Here is a 19272-nt window from a genome sequence, read left to right on the forward strand (position 1 = left end):
TAAGGGGAATCGCCGAACAGGATTCCAACCGCTGGAAGGCAGTGATTATAGAGTGACCCGGCTTTACGTCATATCGAGTGCCGCTGCCTCTCGTTCCGGCTTCAAATCGAGCGCCGCCTCCTTCAAATCGGCCGCATCCATCGCATCCGGCAGCAGCGTCCGATCATCGGTGTAAACCGTTACCTCGTCAGTCGCCCGGCTAATTGCCACATAAAACTGCGCCTCGTTTGCCATCACGCTGCGGGTATCGGCATCAAACATCACCCGCTCACAAGTGGCGCCTTGGGCCGCATGCACCGTACTGGCATATCCGTGATCCAAATGAAGTGCTTCATCAATCGACAAGGTCACGCTTTCCCCGGAAGACTTTTCAATCGTGATGCTGTCACGAACTTTGTCGATCGCCGTGACAATACCCGTCTCGCCGTTGGTGATGTTTTTCGAGTAGTCGTTTTGCGTCAATCGCAGGGTAGTTTCGCTCCGCCTGAATCACGTCGCCTTGTTCATAACTGCGTGTCGTCCGAATCTGTGCCTCGGTCAAGTCTTTTCCTTCCAGCACGGCAATCGTCACCCCGGTTCCGGCCAGCCCCAATTCTCGCCGCACACAGTCATTCAGCGCCGCGCGTGCACTGCGTGACCCGGCAACGATCAGCGTAGCGGCTCGTGCCTTCGGATCGAGCGCGGCAAAGTCCCGCGCCATCGCCGCATGCCGGTCGCGGGTATGGTCGATTTCAACAATCGATTTCTCCAGCCGGGCGATGGCCTGATGGATGTTTCCCTTCGCGGCCAACTCAACGGCATTCTTCAGGACCGCATCGCGCTGTCGCACAATGTCTTGCATGTGGACCGCGGTCATGCCGTTATCCTGCAATTGTGCAAACGGCTGGCCCGCCCGCACGGCCTTCAACTGGCGCGAATCCCCCACCAGCACCGCGCGTGCACCGGCCGCTTCAACGGCATGGAGGACACGATGCATATCCTGGGTACCCACCATGCCGGCTTCGTCAATGATGACCAACGTTTTTGAATTGAGGCCGGTTTGTGTCGTATGCTGAAAGGCGGCGATCGTCTGGCTGCGGATTCTGACTTTCTCCAGTTGATGAACCGCTGCTGCACTCGGTGCGAGTCCGACGACAAGATAGCCGCGTGACGCCGCCAACCGGTTTGCCGTGTCGAGCATGGTGGTTTTTCCGCCACCGGCGATGCCTTGGATGCCGACGACGCGATTGCCCGAGGTGGCAATAAGCTTGACCGCTTCCCGCTGCCCGGCATTGAGCGGCGACCCACGCAGCGCTGCCGCGGCATCACGCGAGTTCATGACCGGGACCACGCCACCCCGCCCGCGCCACTCGACACCGAGTAGTTCGCGTTCGGATTGCTGGGCGGCCGTGGTGGTGAGACGGCCCTCGCGCGAACGCAACAGATTTCCGGAGAACGTCTCGCCCGAAAGCGACTGACGAATGCTTTTTATGTCGGTCCGGCCCGTTCCCGCGCCCAGCGCCGCCGCCAGAACCTGATGTTCGTCGACGATCGATTTCCGTTCCGTCAGGTGGGCAATGGCGAACTTCACGCTGTCGTTCGCTGCAGCCTGCCTCGAATTTGCATCGGATGCATACGCTTTGACGGGCGGCGCATAGTCGACCTGCAGCGCGCGGCTTTTTTCCTGCCAGCCACGCATAACCTCCGCGTGATTAATGTCGGTCTTTGCCTGGCGGGTCGATAACGCAGCGGCTTCTTTGGCATGCGCCGAGGCGTCTTGGCGCGTCTTGCCATCCAACGCCAACCTGGATTCAATCGCTGCGCTACGTTGGCTGAAGGCCTTGATCTGCTGATCGCCAATGTGTCCCAGTTCGAAGCGGCCATCGGCATGGGTCTGGCGTACGCTATAGCCGAGACGCTGGACCTCGATGGCGAGTTCGCTGCGATACAGTGCGCCCAGAAGTTTTTGCTGTTGGTACAGCGGCGTCTGGTCAAGGGCGCGCCACTGGCCGTCGCGGGTTTCAGTTGCATTCAAAACCACGCAATGGGTGTGCAGTTGCGGGTCGACCGACCGGCTGACGTCGTGGCGAATGGTGGCCACGATAAGATTGTTGCTGGCGTGGCGCACGACGGTATCGCCGATGCGTTCGCGATAACTGGCAACATTTTCTTCCACATACTTGAGGTCCGCGCAACGCCTTTTCTGCGCGTCAACGAGCCTGGCGTCGCCGCCGACGAGTGCCTGCATCGACACCGATTTGGGCGCACTGAAAGTCAAATCCGTGGCGGCGCGCCGGCTGCCATCCCCGCCCACCCGCATCTGCGTGCCGTCCCGCATCTCGCCTTTGAGTAGCGCCGTGAAGTCGTTCTTCTTGACCTCTCCGTTCAAACCAAGCCGGGCCGCGCCGTCGCCCAACCACCGGGTGGGGGCGTGTCCTTCGAAGTAATAGTCATCCACCTCACCGTAATAGGCGGCGGCCGATGCGGCATCGACGACTTTGCCCAGACTCATCATTTTGATCAAGCCTCCATCATCGCAGGAGCAATCACCGGCAGATTCTGTGGTGAGATGCGGATTTTGCGGATGGGCTCGTTGCCTGCCAGGGCCAGGTACGCCGTGAGGTTTGGCAGCGAGGCAATCTCGGAGGGCAACACCAGGCGCTCTTTGACACGATGCAGGTTGGCACTCTTGCTGGTGCCCTGCATGCCCTGGGTGGTACTCAATTGCTCGCGATCCAGCTCGCAGTCGCCGAGTGCGCGCGACATTGCCTCGGCCGTATCCGGGTCGGTTCGGGCCACCCCGAAGACGACCAGACTGCGAAAGCAGCTGCGCAGGACGGTGGCCGACTCGCGTCCGTACAGGCGCTCAAGTTGGCTGACCGACTGCAGCCCGGCCATGACGCGCAGACCATGCTTGCGGCCCATGGTCAGCGCGTTCTCGAGGCTGCTCAGCCGTCCCACCGCCGCCAGCTCGTCCCCGACAAACCAGAGGCGTCGTGCCTGACTGGGGGGCAGGCTCAGGATTTGGGAGAGCAGGATATCCGACCAGCACCGGACCAAGGGCTGCAGCGATGCCAGCATGTCAGACCGCCAAGTGATGAAGAGGCTGCCTTGTCCGTCGGCCAGCCACTGGCGCAGACTGAAATCCCCGGGCAACAGATACTTGTGGGGTTGCAGCTGGGAGGTAAGAATAAACCGGACGCTGGCGAGTGCCTTGCCGGCGTTGGGATCGAACAACCCGGCCGCCGCCGTATCCTTCAGCAACTCCTGCAATTTCTCGGTGGGCGCTGACGTGGCCCAGTAGAGCAGGGAGTGGGTTGTCGGGTCGCCGTTACGCATCAACACCCGCAGCAGTTCCGCCAGCAGCATCTGCGCGTAGCCATACCACGCGGCGTCGCTGCCAAGGCCATCGGGTATGACGCTACGCCCCAGCCGGTCAAAATCCCAGTCTCGCCGCACCTCGTTGTGCAACGACCAGCCGGGCGAGCGCTGGTCAAACGGGTTCAGCACGATATCTTCTTCTCGGCCGAAGCGGCTCAGAAAGTGGCCGTTCGGATCCACGCAAATGATCCGGTCGCCGCGCTCGGCAATGGTGGACAGCGCTTCTTCCATCAGTGTGGTCTTGCCGGTCCCCGTCGTGCCCACCACCAGCAGGTGGAGCGACTCCAGGGATTCGGCCAGGTCAACGCCGCCGAGCGTGATGCCCGGCGACGTGTGGGCGGGTTGGGAGCCGCCGATCAGCGTTGAGAGAAGGCCCATCAATAGCCCCGGTCGACGAGTTGTGAGCCGCGGCGGTGCTGTTGACCGCTACGCTTCCACCACAGCGCCAGGCTCAGATAGAGGATCGAGGTCAGGGAAAAGGCCAGGTAGAACGCGAAACGCATCAACAACCAAGCGGAGAGGTTTTCGCGGGTGAGCGCCAAAACGGTGGTGCTCAGAAGCGTGGACACAGTGCGGACGTGGAAGACATACCACAGGGTACGAACCACAACAGCGCGGACAACACACAGTGATGAAGATAAACAGTAACGCGCGGTCACAATAAATGCCGAGCTGGATCAAAATGCCATCATTGGTTTTCATGAAATTTCCTTCTTAGTTGGTTTGTTGTTTGAGACGCAGATTGACGCGGGACATGACGTGGGGCGAGGTTTGCATGGCCAGTTCTTCGACGATGACTTCCAGGCGAGCCAGCCGATCTGACGCCTGATCGGTGTCGCGCGGCTTCAGCAGCGGCCCGACTGCGGCCATCAACTGCTCGAGTCGACTGAGCACGTCCACGACGGTTGCGGCCTGTTGTGGCGCGTCGACCAGGTCGCGAAGATAGTCGGACAGCTCTTTGCCTGCCGTCGTCGCGTCGTGTTGCAGTCGCTTTTTTGTGGCACGCGTACAACGGCACTTCCAGTTCATCATCGAGTTTCATATGCCACCTCCACGCGTCTTGGTGCGGCACAGATGCGCCACAAACCGGGAGAGGCGGTTCCCCGCGCCAACACGAGTGCGGGCGCGGGTTTCCGTGTTCCACATCTGCCTGCGCATGGAGTGCCGGGGTGTGGACGTTCCACCATTCAAAAAATTGTTTCGGGAATGAATTTTCATACATGGATCCTTTGTAGGTTGAGTTATGGCCAAGCTGTGGTTCGTGTTGCCTTGGCGACTATCTATAGCGGCGCTGCATGTGACCTTGGCCAACTACCTATAGCCGGACCGCAATTCGGGTTGCCCAACGACCTATAGCCGTGCCGGAATCCGACCAGTCAAAGGAGTGTCAATCGCTGGCATTGACGCTGGCAGCCGTGGTGGCCATTGGCGACAGGCAATGCAACTTCTGGCGTCTCAAAATGGATGAGCCCGATTTGGGCTGACGAACCAAGGCCTCGCCGCCAAGTGGCGCTTTGTAGAAATGCGTAGCGGTCGAGGGACGCACAAATGTCGCCGGAACGCGAGGTTCTGATTCAGGAAGGGCGCCCGGCGTATGCGTCAAAGGCAAATCGACTTGGTCCGATGGGCCGCGTCGATTCCGGCTAGATTTACACCGAGTTCATGGCGAGATACCGAGCCATCGGAGCCAAAGCAATGGATCACATTGTTCACAGGCAACGCCGATGACGGGACGTTCTGCGCGAAAGAATCGTCGAGCGTTGGCGGACTGGTAGCGGAACTGGGCGACCCGGCGGCGCTTGCGGATTGCTTTGGTTTGGGCAGTCGCGGGGGGCAATCGGATCGACGGTGTTGCTGCGCGGCATGGATTACCCGTGCTGCGCGAATCCTGATACCGAGCCGTTAGCGCAACACAGCATTGTTTCAGAAACGAAAATTGATAGAAATACTGGGTACCTGTAATCGCGCACACTTGGGTAATTCGTCTCGCGCAACAACACCGAAGGCCCTATTGTTGCTGCGCGGCATGGTTTCCCGTGCTGCGCGAGTCCTGATGCCCAGCCGTTAGCGCAACACAGCGTTGTCTCAGAAACGAAAATTGACAAGGATACTGGGTACCTGTAATCGCGCACACTTGGGTAATTCGGCTCGCGCAACAACACCGTGGTGTTCTCAATGTCAACGGTGTCCGAATATTCAACCGCAATTGGCGCCAACTCCCTTGACAATAAAGAGAAGTTGTAGTAATATTTAAAATTGACGGGTTTCTGTATTTGTCACGACGATAATATTGTGCTAGAATTGGTGCGTCATAAGAACAAGAAGATGCAAATGCCACCACCACAGCCGCCGCTTGTCTGCAAGCAAGAATTGAAACCTACGACTTTAAGCTTACGGCTTTTTTCACCGTTAGCGCGTTGCCAATTCCGCTGTCAGGGCAAACCTTGTGGCTCACTTTAGAGTTACAGCTACTTTCACCTATTGATAGGAATTGGTAAGAAAAATGAAACCATACTCGAGGCAGAACTCGTTTGTCGCGGCGCTGCAACTGAGCTCCATCTACTTGGCAAAAAAATTTGAGGGGCCGACGGTGCCCGTCAACGGCGTATTGAGGTCAATGCACAACCATGATTTAGTCACTTTTGGCGACAGCACACCCTACAACTATTTGTTAGTTCAGAAAATGCATGGTTCAGCTTCACGGATTCGTGAACTAAGAAATTTAGCAACAGAAGAAATTTTTCTCGATTTTCCAGTCGTCCTATGCTCATTGACCGACGTCGCCGGCATAGCCGTCGTCGGCGACGATTTTTTTTGGCAATTTATTCTGCTAGATCCAACCAAAGTGACAACTGAAGACGGCCTTCAAGAAGCCTACCTCCACGAGGTCGCCCACTTGCTGTGTGGCACCAACAAACACGACCTCTGCTTCAGCGTGGTATTGAATATCATTCGCCGTGCGGCGCACTTCGAGCTCTCCGCGGCGGACAGCGACTACAGAGATTGTCTCGCCCAAGGCATTACACTTAAAGCAGGAAAACAACTTAGTGCCAAACTTTCGGTTAGTGCGTGCAAATGCCTAGCCGATAGCTTTACTTGCGCGAATATTGTTAAAGCATGTATCGCCTATATCTGCTGGGACGACAAAATAGTTGCGAATATGAATGCAGCCGACCTTCACTCATATATAGAAAACTTTGACCTCGAATTGGTTGAATAAATCGTGAGAATCTGGCCCGATTACTCTTCCCAAAAGGGTGAGCGATCCACGCAGGAAATTGCCCAGCAAGTTTTTGCGGTGCGCCTTGCCAGACATGCGCACTACAAGAATCTGGTAGTTCAACAAACTTACGTTTGTCCTGACCAATATCAATAACGGAAATGCAAGTCTTGTTTGCAGAAAGCGGCTTCTGTGATTACGCCATTCACTGCGCACCAAAAACTCATAGACTTACATGCCAAAAGCTAGAGTCGCCCAAATAAATTATGACCCAAGAAAAACGACCGATCGACATTCCACTTGAAAGAGGCGTTTTACTCCCCGGAGGCGCAATCTTTGTACACCTCCCGACGCTCGATAAATGGGATGCATTTTGGCGAGAGCATCGCAAGTCATTCAACTTTGCATGTCAGGGGTACGAAGGCAAAGGCGACCCTATCTTTCTAAACCCATACGACTGGGTTTTTGCGCCCTCAAAGGACGCACTGGTCAAAACAGTCCTTCGATGGGATGAAATTGGCTTTACGTGCAAGTGGTTCGATTGGGCACGCGAGAATCCCGCTGACTGGAAGTTTGCGTTAGCTGATACGGCAAGTTACATCGCGGAAAGAAAGAACAAGAATCTCTGGACCGCCGTGGATGAAACGAGCCATCAACAATCTGCAGTTGCTTGCGGCGGCAATTGGGAGTTGATCGCGCCAGAGCGTTGCGTTATTGACTATGACGAATTGTTTAACTGCGTCGACAACTTTATGTCCAATGATCCAAACTTGCCATCTGCCCAAGCTGAATTCATGGTTCAAGAGGGCATATTTGATTACCTGCTGGACGCCGCTCCATGGGAAATCCAATTTTACGACGAAGCCAGTCTCGACGAAGAAATCGCGTACTGGAAAGTCGAGCGCATCGCTGGCTGTGAATATTATGGTTGCGAAAACGAATAGTACGCATCGACCATCTGGTGCTGCGCTGCCCGAGTTACCCAGCACATCGCGTGTCGGGCAACCCAACCAAAACCGGGCTACGACTCTGTTTTTGCGACTGAATAGTCATTGAAAGATGGTTGCCCGGAATCGTGCACAGCATGGTCATCTTGTTCGCCCAATAACAATCAAAATGAAATTGACGGACTTAATCTGGCTGCACCTCTTTGCGTTTTTCAACAATGTCATTGTAGGAATCAACAAAGACCACTTTAGGCTGATGAGAATCAACTTCATCGTTTCCTACCTGGACGTATGCCGCAATGATGACAATATCCCCAACAGCGGCCAAACGCGCGGCTGCCCCGTTGACCGAAATCATCCGAGAACCACGCGGCGCAAGCAAAGCGTAGGTGGTAAATCGCTGGCCATTGGTTACATTATAGATGTCAATCTGCTCATTTGGCGCGATGCCACTAGCGTCCAACAAGTCCGCGTCGATCGCGCATGATCCTTCATAGTGAAGCTCGCAATGGCTCACTGTCGCGCGATGAATCTTGCCGTTTAGAAATGTACGAAACATTGGCTTTCCCCCAAAATTGATTTCTTTTTCTCCCGCACATACACATAAGCAATTTGCCAAACCAGCCCTTTGTCGCGTACGCCACTTAGAGGCAATCTTCGATCCTGTTTTCCTATCCATTCGCTAACAACTTCAGCAATCGGCGTTAATGCATGGAATCCAACGTTTAGACTCGTCAGATTGCAGAGCATATCGTCTGGTTTTGTCGTTCGACACCTCAAACTATCGGCATTGATTTGAGGGACGCGTCCACATCGTCCCGACAACAATCTGTTTCATTGAATTGCCACGCGCCACAGTTGGGACATGGCGATTCAAGGAGGTGGAACACAACGCTACATATTTGGATAATTCGGCCCTCGCCGCCCTGTGGCACGACCCAGTTGATGTTCTGTGTCGGATCCTTAATGTCGCAGGTCTTACAGTGCACGCAATTCTGCGCATTGATCTGCAGGTGCGGATTCTGGCCCGATTCGTCGCGCACAATTTCATAGACACCAGCTGGGCAGTAGCGCTGTTCAGGAGCGTCGTAGAGTGCGAGATTGATCTTGATCGGCGCCGATGCATCGTAAAGCCTCAGGTGACAAGGCTCGTTTTCCTCGTGATTGGTGTTCGAGATGAAGACAGAAGAAAGGCGATCAAAGGTGAGTATGCCGTCAGGTTTGGGATAATTAATTGGCTGGCAGTCGGCGGCTTTCTTAAGTTTGGCGTGGTCGGGCGCGCTGTGATGCAGAGTCCACGGAGCCTTGCCGCGGAAGACAGTCTGGTCGATACCGAACATCAGGCCGCCCAAGTGCAGGCCCTTGGCGATCCAAGGCTTAAAGTTTCGCGCCCTGTAGAGTTCCTCATATAGCCAGCTCTTGCTGAAAGCTTCCGGATACGCGGCGAGCGCGTCGCTGCTACGGCCCGCTACTACCGCGTCGAAGCAGGCCTCGGCAGCCAGAGAGCCTGTCTTTATTGCGCAATGCGCGCCTTTAATGCGCGCGGCGTTGAGGAACCCAGCGTCGTCGCCAATCAGAGCCCCGCCCGGAAAAACCAGCTTAGGCAGTGATTGCAGGCCGCCGGCGGCGAGGGCACGGGCGCCATAGGCAATGCGCTTGCCGCCTTCGAGAAATTCGCTAATCTTCGGATTGGACTTCAGGCGCTGGAACTCTTCGTAGGGTGATAGAAAGGGATTGGTATAGCCGAGTCCGGTGACGAAGCCGACCGAAACCAGATTGTCTTCCATGTGATAAAGAAAGCCACCGCCGTAAGTGTGTGAGTCGAGTGGCCAGCCGCCGGTGTGGATGACCAGCCCAATCTGGTGTCTCTCCGGCTTTATTTCCCACAGCTCCTTGATGCCGATGCCGAAAACCTGAGGATCGGCGCCTTCACGCAAATTGAATTTCTGCTCAATCTGCTTGCCAAGATGGCCACGGCAGCCTTCGGCGAACAGGGTGTATTTGGCGTGCAATTCCATCCCTGGCTGGTAGGCGGGTCCGTGGCTACTGTCTTTGAGCACACCCATGTCGCCGGTCGCGACACCCGTCACTGAGCCTCTGTTGTCATACAGAACTTCAGCACCAGCAAAGCCCGGATAAATTTCAACCCCGAGCGCTTCGGCCCGCTGCCCCAGCCAGCGGCATAAGTTGCCAAGGCTGATGACGTAGTTGCCTTCGTTGTGGAAGCATTTAGGTAGGAGCCAGTTGGGCACCCGCACGCCGCCGCCTTCGGTTAGCACGAGAAATCGATCCTCACTGACCGGCGCCTTAAGTGGTGCCCCCTGCGCTTGCCAATCTGAAAACAGTTCGGCCAGCGCCCTCGGATCCATGACTGCGCCAGAGAGAATATGCCCCCCTATTTCCGAGGCCTTTTCGATTAGGCAGACGCTGATCTCGTTCTTTTTCTCGGCCGCCAGCTGCTTGAGGCGGATCGCGGCAGACAGTCCGGCCGGTCCACCGCCGACAATCAAAACATCGTATTCCATCGATTCGCGTTGCATGCAATACCTTCTTGCGGTCTTGACCTATTCCCGACATGCCAGCCGAGCAGCACGGCCATTAACGGACAAGTCTGCTTCAGCGAGAACATGTCTGCATCGTCCAAACGGACAAGCAGATGCCCAGGCATACGAAGACGGCGGGAGAGTTGAAGAATCCTGTAGCCCAAGATAAACATCAGTGGCAGTCGTGAAATGCCGATGGTTTCGATTCTCGGCATTGTTCTAAATCAGCATTTGCATACTTTCGTTTCGAGCTCGTTGCTTTCAATAGCGACTTTGCAGAGGATGAGTTCGGGGTCAACGTTCAAAATAGCTTACCGCGAACATTGCTGGTCGCGGCAATCACAATGTACGTCCGTTGATCGATGACCGCGTCATGGAAATGTCGTCCGTTGAGACTAGGACAGGAGGACTGCTATCGACTAGCTTATGCATTATCGTAATTCCCAGATGACGTGCTGTGCATGAACCGGATACCTAGGACTACCTCCGAACTGGTTGCCCTTGCGGCCAAGACGTTCGGCGCGGCTACCTTCATCGAGGAGGGGCCGATTAGGATCGATTTCGCCGGCTTCAGCCGGCGTTGCGATGTGGTCGCCAATGCTTTGCTCGCCGCCGGAATGCGCCACGGCGACCGTATTGCCATCTGGGCGCCGAATATTCATGAGTGGATCGTCGCCGCGCTGGGCGCGCAGTCGATGGGCGCTGTTCTGGTCACCATCAATACGCTACAAGGCCGCCGGAGGCGGCCTACATTCTGCGCGCGAGCGGCGCGCGGATGCTTTTCGCTATCGGTGATTTTCTCGGCACCAACTATCCGGCCATGCTGGATGGCGAAGACTTGCCTTCGCTCGAGATGATTGTTGTTCTGCGCGATGGCTGCGGCAAGCACACGCCTTGGCAGGAATTCCTGACCCGCGCCAAACAGGTTACCGATACGGTTCTCGCCGAGGCGCGTAGAGCCCAGAGCCCGGACGATATCTCGGACATTTTTTTCACTTCGGGCACGACGGGCGAGCCCAAGGGCGTGATGACCCGGCATGGGCAAAACTTGCGCGCCTTCGACTGCTTCTGCGAGATCCTAGGCATAATTCAGGGCGATCGCTACCTAGTAGTCAATCCCTTTTTCCACAGTTTTGGCTACAAGGCAGGCATCCTCGCATGTCTGCTACGGGGCGCCACCCTACTACCGCACGCCATCTTCGACGCTGGGGATATCCTGCGCCGCATCTCCGCCGAGCGAATCAGCGTTCTGCCTGGACCACCGACCCTATTCCAGTCCCTGCTCGCCCATCCGCGTCTTTCCGACTACGACCTATCCTCGCTCCAGAGAGCCTCTACCGGCGCGGCCAGTATACCGGTCGCACTTATCCGGCAAATGCGTGAGGTACTGGGTTTCAAAAACGTGATTTCCGCCTACGGCCTGACCGAGTGTTGCGGTCTAGTTACCGCCTGCCGACCAAGCGACGAGGCGGAACTCGTCGCTACGACTTCGGGGCGTGCCATTCCCGATATAGAACTACGCTGCATTTCTCCCGCTGGCCACGAAGTGCAACGCGGCGAAGCGGGCGAAATCGTTGTACGTGGCTACAATGTCATGGTCGGCTACTTTGAAAACGCGGCAGCCACTGCAGAGACCATTGACAGCGAAGGCTGGCTACACACCGGTGACGTCGGCGTCATGGACAGCGCGGGCAATCTGCGTATTACCGACCGGCTCAAGGATATGTTCATCACCGGTGGCTTCAACTGCTACCCGGCGGAGATCGAGAACATCATCGCCTCACATCCTGCTGTGGCCATGAACGCGGTCATCGGCATCCCGGATGAACGGCAGGGTGAAGTAGCGATGGCTTTTGTCGTCACCAAGCCTGGCAGCGCGCTTGGTGCCGATAGCTTGATTGATTGGTGCAGGGCCCGCATGGCAAATTTTAAGGTTCCGCGCCGCGTCGCCCTCGTCGAAAGGCTGCCCCTCAATGCCTCCGGCAAGGTGCAGAAGACAGAATTGAGGAAGCACTCTACAGATGACTGATGCACCAGGAGGCATAGATGTCTTCACCAAGTCCGATGTCATTGGCCGAGTTGGCGCGGCTCAGCACGCTGCCAGGCGAGTTAGACATGTATTCGCCGCTGTTCGGTCATCCTCTGTTGCTGCTCGACCTGGACCAAGAACTGCCCGACGATACCGATTTGCAAACGCTCGTCGCAGCTCTCGCCACCCTGCCTTGCCCGATACTGGGCTTGGGCGCCTGCATCACTGAGCTGCCACAAACACTTCTCTCCGCGCTCGACGTAGTGTTGGAAGACGCAAAGGAATTGCCGCCATTGCTGCGCAATATCCGGGCGCATCCACTGGCGGCGGCAACGTTGGTACAGCTGTTACGCCATAACGAAACAGCCAGCATCAACGCTGGCCTCCTCGCCGAATCGCTTGCATTTGGGATGCTCCAAGCCAGCGCCGACTTCCGCCGCCACCTGGAAACACAGCCTCCCCCGCTACCATGTAACGATACAGATCCACTCAAACTCGATCGCGTTGGCTCGCAGCTAAACATCACGCTCACACATGCACACCGGCGCAACGCCTGGTCGGCGACCATGCGTGATTCCTTCTACGAGGCGTTACTGCTTCTCGCCAGCGATCCGGGCATCGTCAGGGCATTGGTGCGCGGTGACGGCGAGTGCTTCTGCACTGGCGGCGACCTCAGCGAGTTCGGCTTGGCCTTCGATGCGGCGCAGGCTCATCTGGTGCGCCTTTCCCGTCCGGTCAGTCGATTGCTCGCGCAACTGGCACCGCGTATGGAATTCCACGTGCATCGTGCCTGCATCGGTTCCGGCATAGAATTGCCGGCTTTCGCCGGGCGCTTGGTAGCGAGTGCCAATACCTACTTTCAATTGCCTGAAATTGGCATGGGATTAATCCCAGGCGCCGGTGGCACTGTTAGCATAACCCGCCGCATAGGTCGCCAGCGCACGGCTTGGCTTGCACTTTCAGGCACGCGCATCAAGGCCGAGCTAGCGCTAGCCTGGGGTCTAATAGACGAGATTACCTAATCTCAATGGCCTCGACCATCAGCTCGGCGATGTCGAAGACCTTTCGTTCCTCACTGTGTTTGCTGGCGCTGGAGTCCAGCGTCAGCAAACAGAACGAACAGGCGGTCGCAACGCGCTCGGCGCCAGTAGCCAGGGCCTCTTCAATGCGAACGTCGCTGATACGTGCCGAGCCGCCCTGACCGCCCCAGTAATTGCCGCCGCCGGCGCCGCAGCAGAAACTGTCCTTTCCGCTGCGCGGCATTTCGACAAGTTGTCCAAGGGAACTCACTACGCTTCGGCCGGGTTCGACGATATCATTGTGACGGGCCAGGTAGCAGGGGTCGTGGAACGTGATCTTGCGCTGCGATGCCTTGGGCCGCAGCTTGCCCTCACGCACCATCCGATCGATGAAGACGGCATGAGGAATGGTCTCCCAATCGCCGCCGAGCTGCGGGTAGTAGCGGTCGAAACTATTGAAGCAATGGGCGCAGACGGTGATCACCTTGCGCACCTTCAGTTCGCGGAACTCCTCGATATTGGCCTTTGCCATGTCAACGAACTGCATCTCGTTGCCCATCATCTTGGCGGGGTCACCCGTGCAGTGCGGGCCGTCAAGGATGCCGTAGGAAACCCGCGCGGCCTCTAGCAAGCGCACCATGGCCCGAGCTGCGTGTTGCGCCTGTTCCTCGTAGATTACCGAGCAGCCTATCCACAACAGGTACTCGGTCTTTCCCGCATCAAACAAGGGTACATCCAGACCTTGCCGCCAATCGTCAGGATTGGTGGCAGTGCCGAAGAAGGGATGGCCACGTGTCTCCAGGTTCTTATTGGCGGCGGCCATGGTGTCCGGCATTTCCGAACGATCCATGACGAAATGGCGACGGAATTCTAGGATGACCTCCGCTGGATTATTGGAGACCGGGCATACCTCCACGCAGGCAGCGCAGCTAGTGCAATTGAAAATGGCGACCATTCCAAGTTGGTCGATCAGCCCGGCATCATGTTCGCGGCCCTGCGCAAGGTATTCGGCGCAGGTCAGCATGACTTTCTTCGGTGATAACGGCTTGCCGGTCTGCGCCGCTGGACAGGCCTCGTGGCAGCGTCCACACCACAGACACGCGGACAAATCGAGCAGACTCTTCTGACTGAGGTCGCTGAGTTTGGCCGCGCCCAGACGCAAGCCCTCGCCTTCGGGTAATTCGGCCTCAAAATCGATGGCTGACAGGGTAATCCCCGATCGCCGGGGTGCCAGCGCGGAGTTGAGCGGCCCCAGCACTATGTGCGACATCGGCGTATATGCAATTAGGGCGATGAAAACCAAAGCGAGTAAGCCGTGCAGCCACCATGCAAGCTGGTTACCCAGCACCGCGGCAGTCGGCATGACGGAGTTGATGACAGCGGCAACGGCGATGCCAAGAAACTCGCCGCGGCTCGCCGCCGCGGGATCGCTGAGACGGAAGCCTTCGGCGAGGAAACCGCAGACGATAATCGCGAGCAGCAACCCGTTCATGGCTGTAAAGCCGGGCCGCGCCTTGACCGCAATAAGCCGCTTGGGCGGAGCTAGGCGGCGCAGGAACATGAACGTGGCACCGGCGAGCATCATTAGCCCTGCCACCTCCCGTCCAAGTTCCATGACTAGGAAACCGAACCATCCCCGATAGACCTGAATGCCGACGAAGCTCAAAACATAAACCGCGTGGCCGCCAATTTCAATCAGGGCACCGAAAAACAACAGCAAATGAGCAATGCCGGAGGCCGGGCGCTTGATCAGACGTGACAGCAGCAGGCCACGCTTGATCAACGTTTCACGGTTGATCGGCCCCGACATTGGCGTCGAGCCGACGCCAATGCGCGCACCCACGCGACGCAGACCGACGATCAAGGTGGCCATTGCCGCAAGCAGCAGTACAGTGAGGATAATGTAGGCGATCGTCGGAATGGCGTACATCGTCGCTGTTGCCAAGTCTTGGTGTTTGGGTCAGGTTAGCGCTTGAGTATTGCCGCCGTGGCATTGCCGCCCAAGCCGTTGGTCTGGCACAAGCCGACCTTGGCATTGGGTACCTGACGTCCGCCCGACTGACCACGCAACTGCCAGGTCAGCTCGGCAATCTGGAATACTCCCATAGCCGTGGTCGCCTCGCCGAAGGACACAAAGCCGCCCGATGGATTGATGGGCATGCGGCCGATCGGCGTCGTTTCGCCCGCCTCGAGCAGGCGCTCAGCCTCGCCCGGCTGGCAAAGTCCCCACTCTTCCGGGAATGCCAGTTCGTAGTAGCAGGTGTTGTCCTGCAGTTCAGTGAAGCTTATGTCGCTGGGACCAATGCCGGAGAGCTCGAAGGCGCGGTTAACCGCCGCCTTGACTTCGGTATGGAAACTGGGGCCCGCTGGGGACGGTCCGGCCAGACCGCGCGGCAGGGCATCCGAAAAATGCATGGTGGCGACTGCACTGCTGGCGACCGTCACCGGCGTCCCGGTGAACTGTCGCGCCTTCTCGCGGGTGCAGATGATTGCGGCAGCAGCGCCGTTCGATACGGGACAGATTTCGAACAGACGCAGTGGATTGCTGACGTAGGGCGAAGCCAAGACTTCCTCGACGCTAACTTCTCTTTGGAAACGCGCGTAGGGATTGCCAACCGAGCATTTGCGCGCCTTGGCGGTGACCTTGGCAAACTGCTCCTCGGTAGTACCGTAGTCATGCATGCGCCGTCTTGCCAGCGCCGCCCAGAAGGCGGGGCCAGGAATGCCGACGCAACGCTGACGAAGGAATTCTGGATCGGTCGCTTCTTCTATGCCGGAGGTCTGGATCATCCCCTTCGGCATCACTTCACCGCCGACTACCAACATCATGTCATAGGTGCCCCCGGCGACCATGGTGTAGCCGACATTGAAGGCATTGCCTCCAGCCGAGCAACCGGCGGACATGTTGTACACGGGAATGCCCGTGGAGCCGAGATCCTCCTCGACGTCGTTGCCGTTCAGGCCCCAGCCCTTGCCCCCCGAGAAGCGCGAACTGGCCGCGGCGATGGCTTCGATCTGTTTCCAGGCCACCCCGGCATCCTTGAGCGCAGCGTCGACAGCGTGGCGACAGAGTTGGGTAACGGACTTGGTACCGACGACCGCGTCGCCGGTCTTACCAAAACGGTGGAGGCCTACGCCCAGTACCACTACTTCACGCATGATCATTCCTCTCCGCTTCAGACCAGTTTGAACTTCCAGGTAGTACGCGCGGACTCACCTTCGCGGTAGAGCTCCTCGATCACCAGCACAACCTTGGCGCCGACCTTGATGCCTCGGTTGGTCCGCAGATCTGCCCAACTAGACGCAGGCCGTTGTCCAGGTCCACAACGCCGATGAGGTAAGGCTTGAAGGGCAGGTCGAATTTGTGCGGCGGAGGCGGCGCGAAGTCGGCGGTTGAGTAGCTCCAAAGCACGCCGCTGCCGCCATAATTGCATTCGGCCATATCGGTACCGGCGCAGTCGGGATTGCGGCAAACCGCCGCGCGTGGAAAATAAGGCGTGTTGCAGCTCCTGCAGCGCGAACCGATGACGTGGGCACCACCCTCCTCGGTAAACAGCCCCGGGACAGTCGGCAGGCGCTGGTCCGGGACGAAGCTGCCGCCGGCGACCGATCCTTCGGCAACGAAGTGGCCTTTTGTATGTTCGCTCATGGTTCTCTCCTCAGGCTCCGGCGGCCTTGATCAGTTCGGGCACCACCTGCAGGCAATCGCCGACGATGCCGTAGCGCGAGTAACGAAAAATGGAAGCGTCGGCATCCTTGTTAATGGCGACGATGGTCTTGGCAGCGGAACAACCTGCCATGTGCTGGCTGGCCCCGGAGATACCCACCGCGACATAAAGCCCCGGGCGCGTGATCTTGCCGGTCAAGCCGACCTGACGCGAGGAGTCAACCCAACCGTCGTCGACGATGGCGCGCGAAGCGCCCCACATTCCGCCAAGCCTATCAGCAAGTTGTTTGACCAGCTCGAAATTCTGCGCACTGCCCAGGCCACGGCCACCTGAGACAATAATCTCGGCGTCCTCCAGGCGCGGCCCCTCTGCTTTGGGTGAGGCGACGACACGGAAGCGTTCCACTATGGAGGAAAGATCGACACTGATTGAATTCTTCCGCAGTGGGACGGGCTGCGCCACAGTCTGTGCGCGTAGCGAGGTCGCGACCACGGCGACGATATTGACCGGAGCCACCAGTCGATAGACGACATGCGTGTCGCCGCCGAAGGCAGTCGCTGTAATGTCCATCCCTGCGCCACTCTTCGCCACCGCAAAAGCGTTCATCACCACCGGAACGCCCAGGCGACCGGCCAGCGTTGGAACAACAGCACGCGCCGCGGCGCTCTGGTTGAAAATCAGTGTCTTCGGCGCTCGTTGTGCGCAGTATTGGCTGAGGGCTGCGACCACGGCGTCGTTACCGTAGCCGGCAAGTCTCGTATCATTGATCACATCCAGCACAGCAACGCCATAGCGCGCGGCTATCTCCTCCGCGCCGGCGGCGAGGCCGCCTATCACAAGCCAGCTCAGCTCGACACTCGTCTCTTCGGCCCGTTGGCGCGCCAACGTCAGGGCCTCGACGCCACCGCCTTCAATCACATCGCCCCAGGAACAGAATACAACGCTCATGTTTGTCGATCCTCCATCGATGGTACTTGTTCCTGAATTATCATTTAGCAAATTCCTGACGAACGATACGACGCAACAGCTTCCCCGTCTCATTGTAGGGCAGTTCCGTTTGGAAACTGATCGCGACGGGTACCCGCGAGGAGCGCAGCCGCGCCTTCACCCAGTCCTGCAGTTCCGTCACGGTGGCTTTGACTGTGTCCTTGAGCACGACGGCTGCTGCCACCGCTTCGCCCCATTGCGGATCGGCAATGGCTACTACAGCGACATCGGCGACCGCCGGATGATCGAGCAGCACGTCCTCGATCTCGCCCGGCGAAATGTTCTCCCCACCACGGACAATGACGTCATCATCGCGCCCCTCAAGAAACAGAAAACCTTCGGCGTCGAGCGAACCGCGATCCTTGGTCGGAAACCATCCAGCTTCATCGAGTTGGCTGCCCAGCCCATGGTACTCGCCGCCAACCTGCCCGCCTCGGACGAATATCAGACCTGACTGGTCGGGGCCGAGAGAGTTGGCGTTGTCATCGCGTATCTCGAGTTCTATGGCAGGAAGGGGTCGCCCCACGCTACCAAGGCGCCGCCGTACCGCCGGGTCGTGGCTGGTGGCCGCCGCACGATGGTCGTCCGGCCCAAGCAGGGCAATCGTTGAACTAGTCTCGGTTAGACCATACGCATTGGTAAAGTCCGCGTGCGGCCAAAGGCGCAACGCCTTCTCGATCACCGGCGGAGGCATTTTTCCGCCACCATATGCAATGGCGCGCAAGGTCGGTAGTTCGACCGCAGCACCGTTCTCGATTTCCTCGACAATACGCGCCAGCATGGTCCGGAACCAGGAAGGCGTTACTAACGTTTTCTTCGCGGCACAGGCGCAACCACTCGCGCGCCTCGAAATTGGGCATTTGCACCATGCGCCGGCAGGCATAGGTGGAGCTAAGCACCGCCGAAATGCCGGCGATATGATAAGGCGGCACCGTCACCAGAATCGCGTCTTCCTCGGCGGCCGAGCCGAACTCCACTGTGCCTAGGATGTAGGACATCAGGTTTTCGTGACGCAGCAGTGCCGCTTTCGGCTTGCCGGTGGTGCCGCTGGTAAATAGCTGGATGGCGACGTCCCGAGGCTCGCCGCTGGCCGCCATTGCGGCCACGGACTCGGCCCGGCAGGCCGCAAGTAAGTCTGCGGTCAATATGGGCTGCACGGCTTTGGGAAACGTAAACGGCTTTGCGTATTCTGCGCCGATGATCACCAACGCCGGGGCAATGCGCTCCAGCAGGGCTTCGATCTCGTGCGTCGTCAAGCGGTAGTTGATCGGCACATAAGGTACGCCGGCATAGGCCGCGGCGAAAATTGCAACCGGTATAGCGATGCTGCTGATATCTATGAGACCCAGGTAACTGCAGCCACTCGCATGTATCTTTGCCGCCGCCGCCCACGACGCTCGCTGCAGTTCGGAGTAGGTCAGAGATTCGCTGCCGGTTTTCACGGCAACGCGGTCGGGGTAAGTCTCCGCCGCCATCTCTAACAGCATGGCCAAGTTCAT

Annotated in this window: 14 protein-coding genes and 2 pseudogenes; 4 read left to right on the top strand and 12 right to left on the bottom strand. The window is 57.9% G+C overall.

Annotated elements, in window-relative coordinates:
• Positions 1-63: 63 nt before the first annotated feature.
• From IPP88_09355 to IPP88_09375, 5 genes are all read right to left on the bottom strand, one after another.
• On the bottom strand, positions 64-462 hold the full coding sequence (locus IPP88_09355) for an ATP-binding domain-containing protein (GenBank protein ID MBL0122918.1): 399 nt from the start codon (positions 460-462) through the stop codon (positions 64-66).
• Positions 386-2494: a relaxase domain-containing protein gene (locus IPP88_09360; GenBank protein ID MBL0122919.1), complete on the bottom strand. Its 2109-nt coding sequence runs from the start codon at positions 2492-2494 to the stop codon at positions 386-388. Before IPP88_09360 ends, IPP88_09355 begins: the two co-directional genes overlap by 77 nt.
• Before the next feature lie 5 nt (positions 2495-2499).
• Positions 2500-3738, bottom strand: coding sequence for a type IV secretion system DNA-binding domain-containing protein (locus IPP88_09365; protein MBL0122920.1), 1239 nt, complete (start codon positions 3736-3738; stop codon positions 2500-2502).
• Positions 3738-3929, bottom strand: a complete 192-nt coding sequence (locus IPP88_09370; GenBank protein ID MBL0122921.1) for a hypothetical protein — start codon at positions 3927-3929, stop codon at positions 3738-3740. Before IPP88_09370 ends, IPP88_09365 begins: the two co-directional genes overlap by 1 nt.
• 145 nt (positions 3930-4074) lie before the next feature.
• The gene (locus IPP88_09375) at positions 4075-4389 is read right to left on the bottom strand and encodes a hypothetical protein (protein MBL0122922.1); all 315 of its coding nucleotides are present in this window, start codon (positions 4387-4389) and stop codon (positions 4075-4077) included.
• Between the two features lie 1474 nt (positions 4390-5863).
• On the opposite strand from IPP88_09375, the gene IPP88_09380 reads away from it, so the two are divergent.
• Positions 5864-6580 (top strand): hypothetical protein, encoded by a 717-nt coding sequence (locus IPP88_09380; GenBank protein ID MBL0122923.1) that lies wholly within the window; start codon positions 5864-5866, stop codon positions 6578-6580.
• Between the two features lie 266 nt (positions 6581-6846).
• Positions 6847-7524 (top strand): hypothetical protein, encoded by a 678-nt coding sequence (locus IPP88_09385; protein ID MBL0122924.1) that lies wholly within the window; start codon positions 6847-6849, stop codon positions 7522-7524.
• Positions 7525-7711: 187 nt separating this feature from the next.
• On the opposite strand, the gene IPP88_09390 is transcribed toward IPP88_09385, so the two are convergent.
• Both IPP88_09390 and IPP88_09395 read right to left on the bottom strand, forming a co-directional pair.
• Entirely contained in the window at positions 7712-8086 is a 375-nt protein-coding gene (locus IPP88_09390; GenBank protein ID MBL0122925.1) for an aspartate 1-decarboxylase, read from the bottom strand.
• Between the two features lie 217 nt (positions 8087-8303).
• On the bottom strand, positions 8304-10067 hold the full coding sequence (locus IPP88_09395) for an electron transfer flavoprotein-ubiquinone oxidoreductase (protein MBL0122926.1): 1764 nt from the start codon (positions 10065-10067) through the stop codon (positions 8304-8306).
• Between the two features lie 464 nt (positions 10068-10531).
• On the opposite strand from IPP88_09395, the pseudogene IPP88_09400 reads away from it, so the two are divergent.
• Positions 10532-12099: pseudogene (locus IPP88_09400) on the top strand (AMP-binding protein).
• Between the two features lie 86 nt (positions 12100-12185).
• Positions 12186-13121: an enoyl-CoA hydratase/isomerase family protein gene (locus IPP88_09405; protein ID MBL0122927.1), complete on the top strand. Its 936-nt coding sequence runs from the start codon at positions 12186-12188 to the stop codon at positions 13119-13121.
• Here IPP88_09405 and IPP88_09410 read toward each other — a convergent pair.
• The 5 genes and pseudogenes from IPP88_09410 to IPP88_09430 all read right to left on the bottom strand — a co-directional run bounded on the left by IPP88_09410 (position 13114) and on the right by IPP88_09430 (position 19272).
• Entirely contained in the window at positions 13114-15048 is a 1935-nt protein-coding gene (locus IPP88_09410) for a 4Fe-4S dicluster domain-containing protein (GenBank protein MBL0122928.1), read from the bottom strand. The genes IPP88_09405 and IPP88_09410 overlap by 8 nt on opposite strands.
• A 35-nt stretch (positions 15049-15083) precedes the next feature.
• On the bottom strand, positions 15084-16277 hold the full coding sequence (locus tag IPP88_09415; GenBank protein MBL0122929.1) for a transporter: 1194 nt from the start codon (positions 16275-16277) through the stop codon (positions 15084-15086).
• A 79-nt stretch (positions 16278-16356) separates the two neighbouring features.
• Complete coding sequence (locus IPP88_09420; protein ID MBL0122930.1) at positions 16357-16767, bottom strand: OB-fold domain-containing protein; 411 nt, start codon at positions 16765-16767, stop codon at positions 16357-16359.
• Positions 16768-16777: 10 nt separating this feature from the next.
• Positions 16778-17734 (bottom strand): electron transfer flavoprotein subunit alpha/FixB family protein, encoded by a 957-nt coding sequence (locus IPP88_09425; GenBank protein MBL0122931.1) that lies wholly within the window; start codon positions 17732-17734, stop codon positions 16778-16780.
• A gap of 40 nt (positions 17735-17774) precedes the next feature.
• A pseudogene (locus IPP88_09430) lies at positions 17775-19272 on the bottom strand (acyl--CoA ligase).

This window comes from Betaproteobacteria bacterium (assembly GCA_016720925.1).
GTDB lineage: Bacteria > Pseudomonadota > Gammaproteobacteria > Burkholderiales > Usitatibacteraceae > UKL13-2.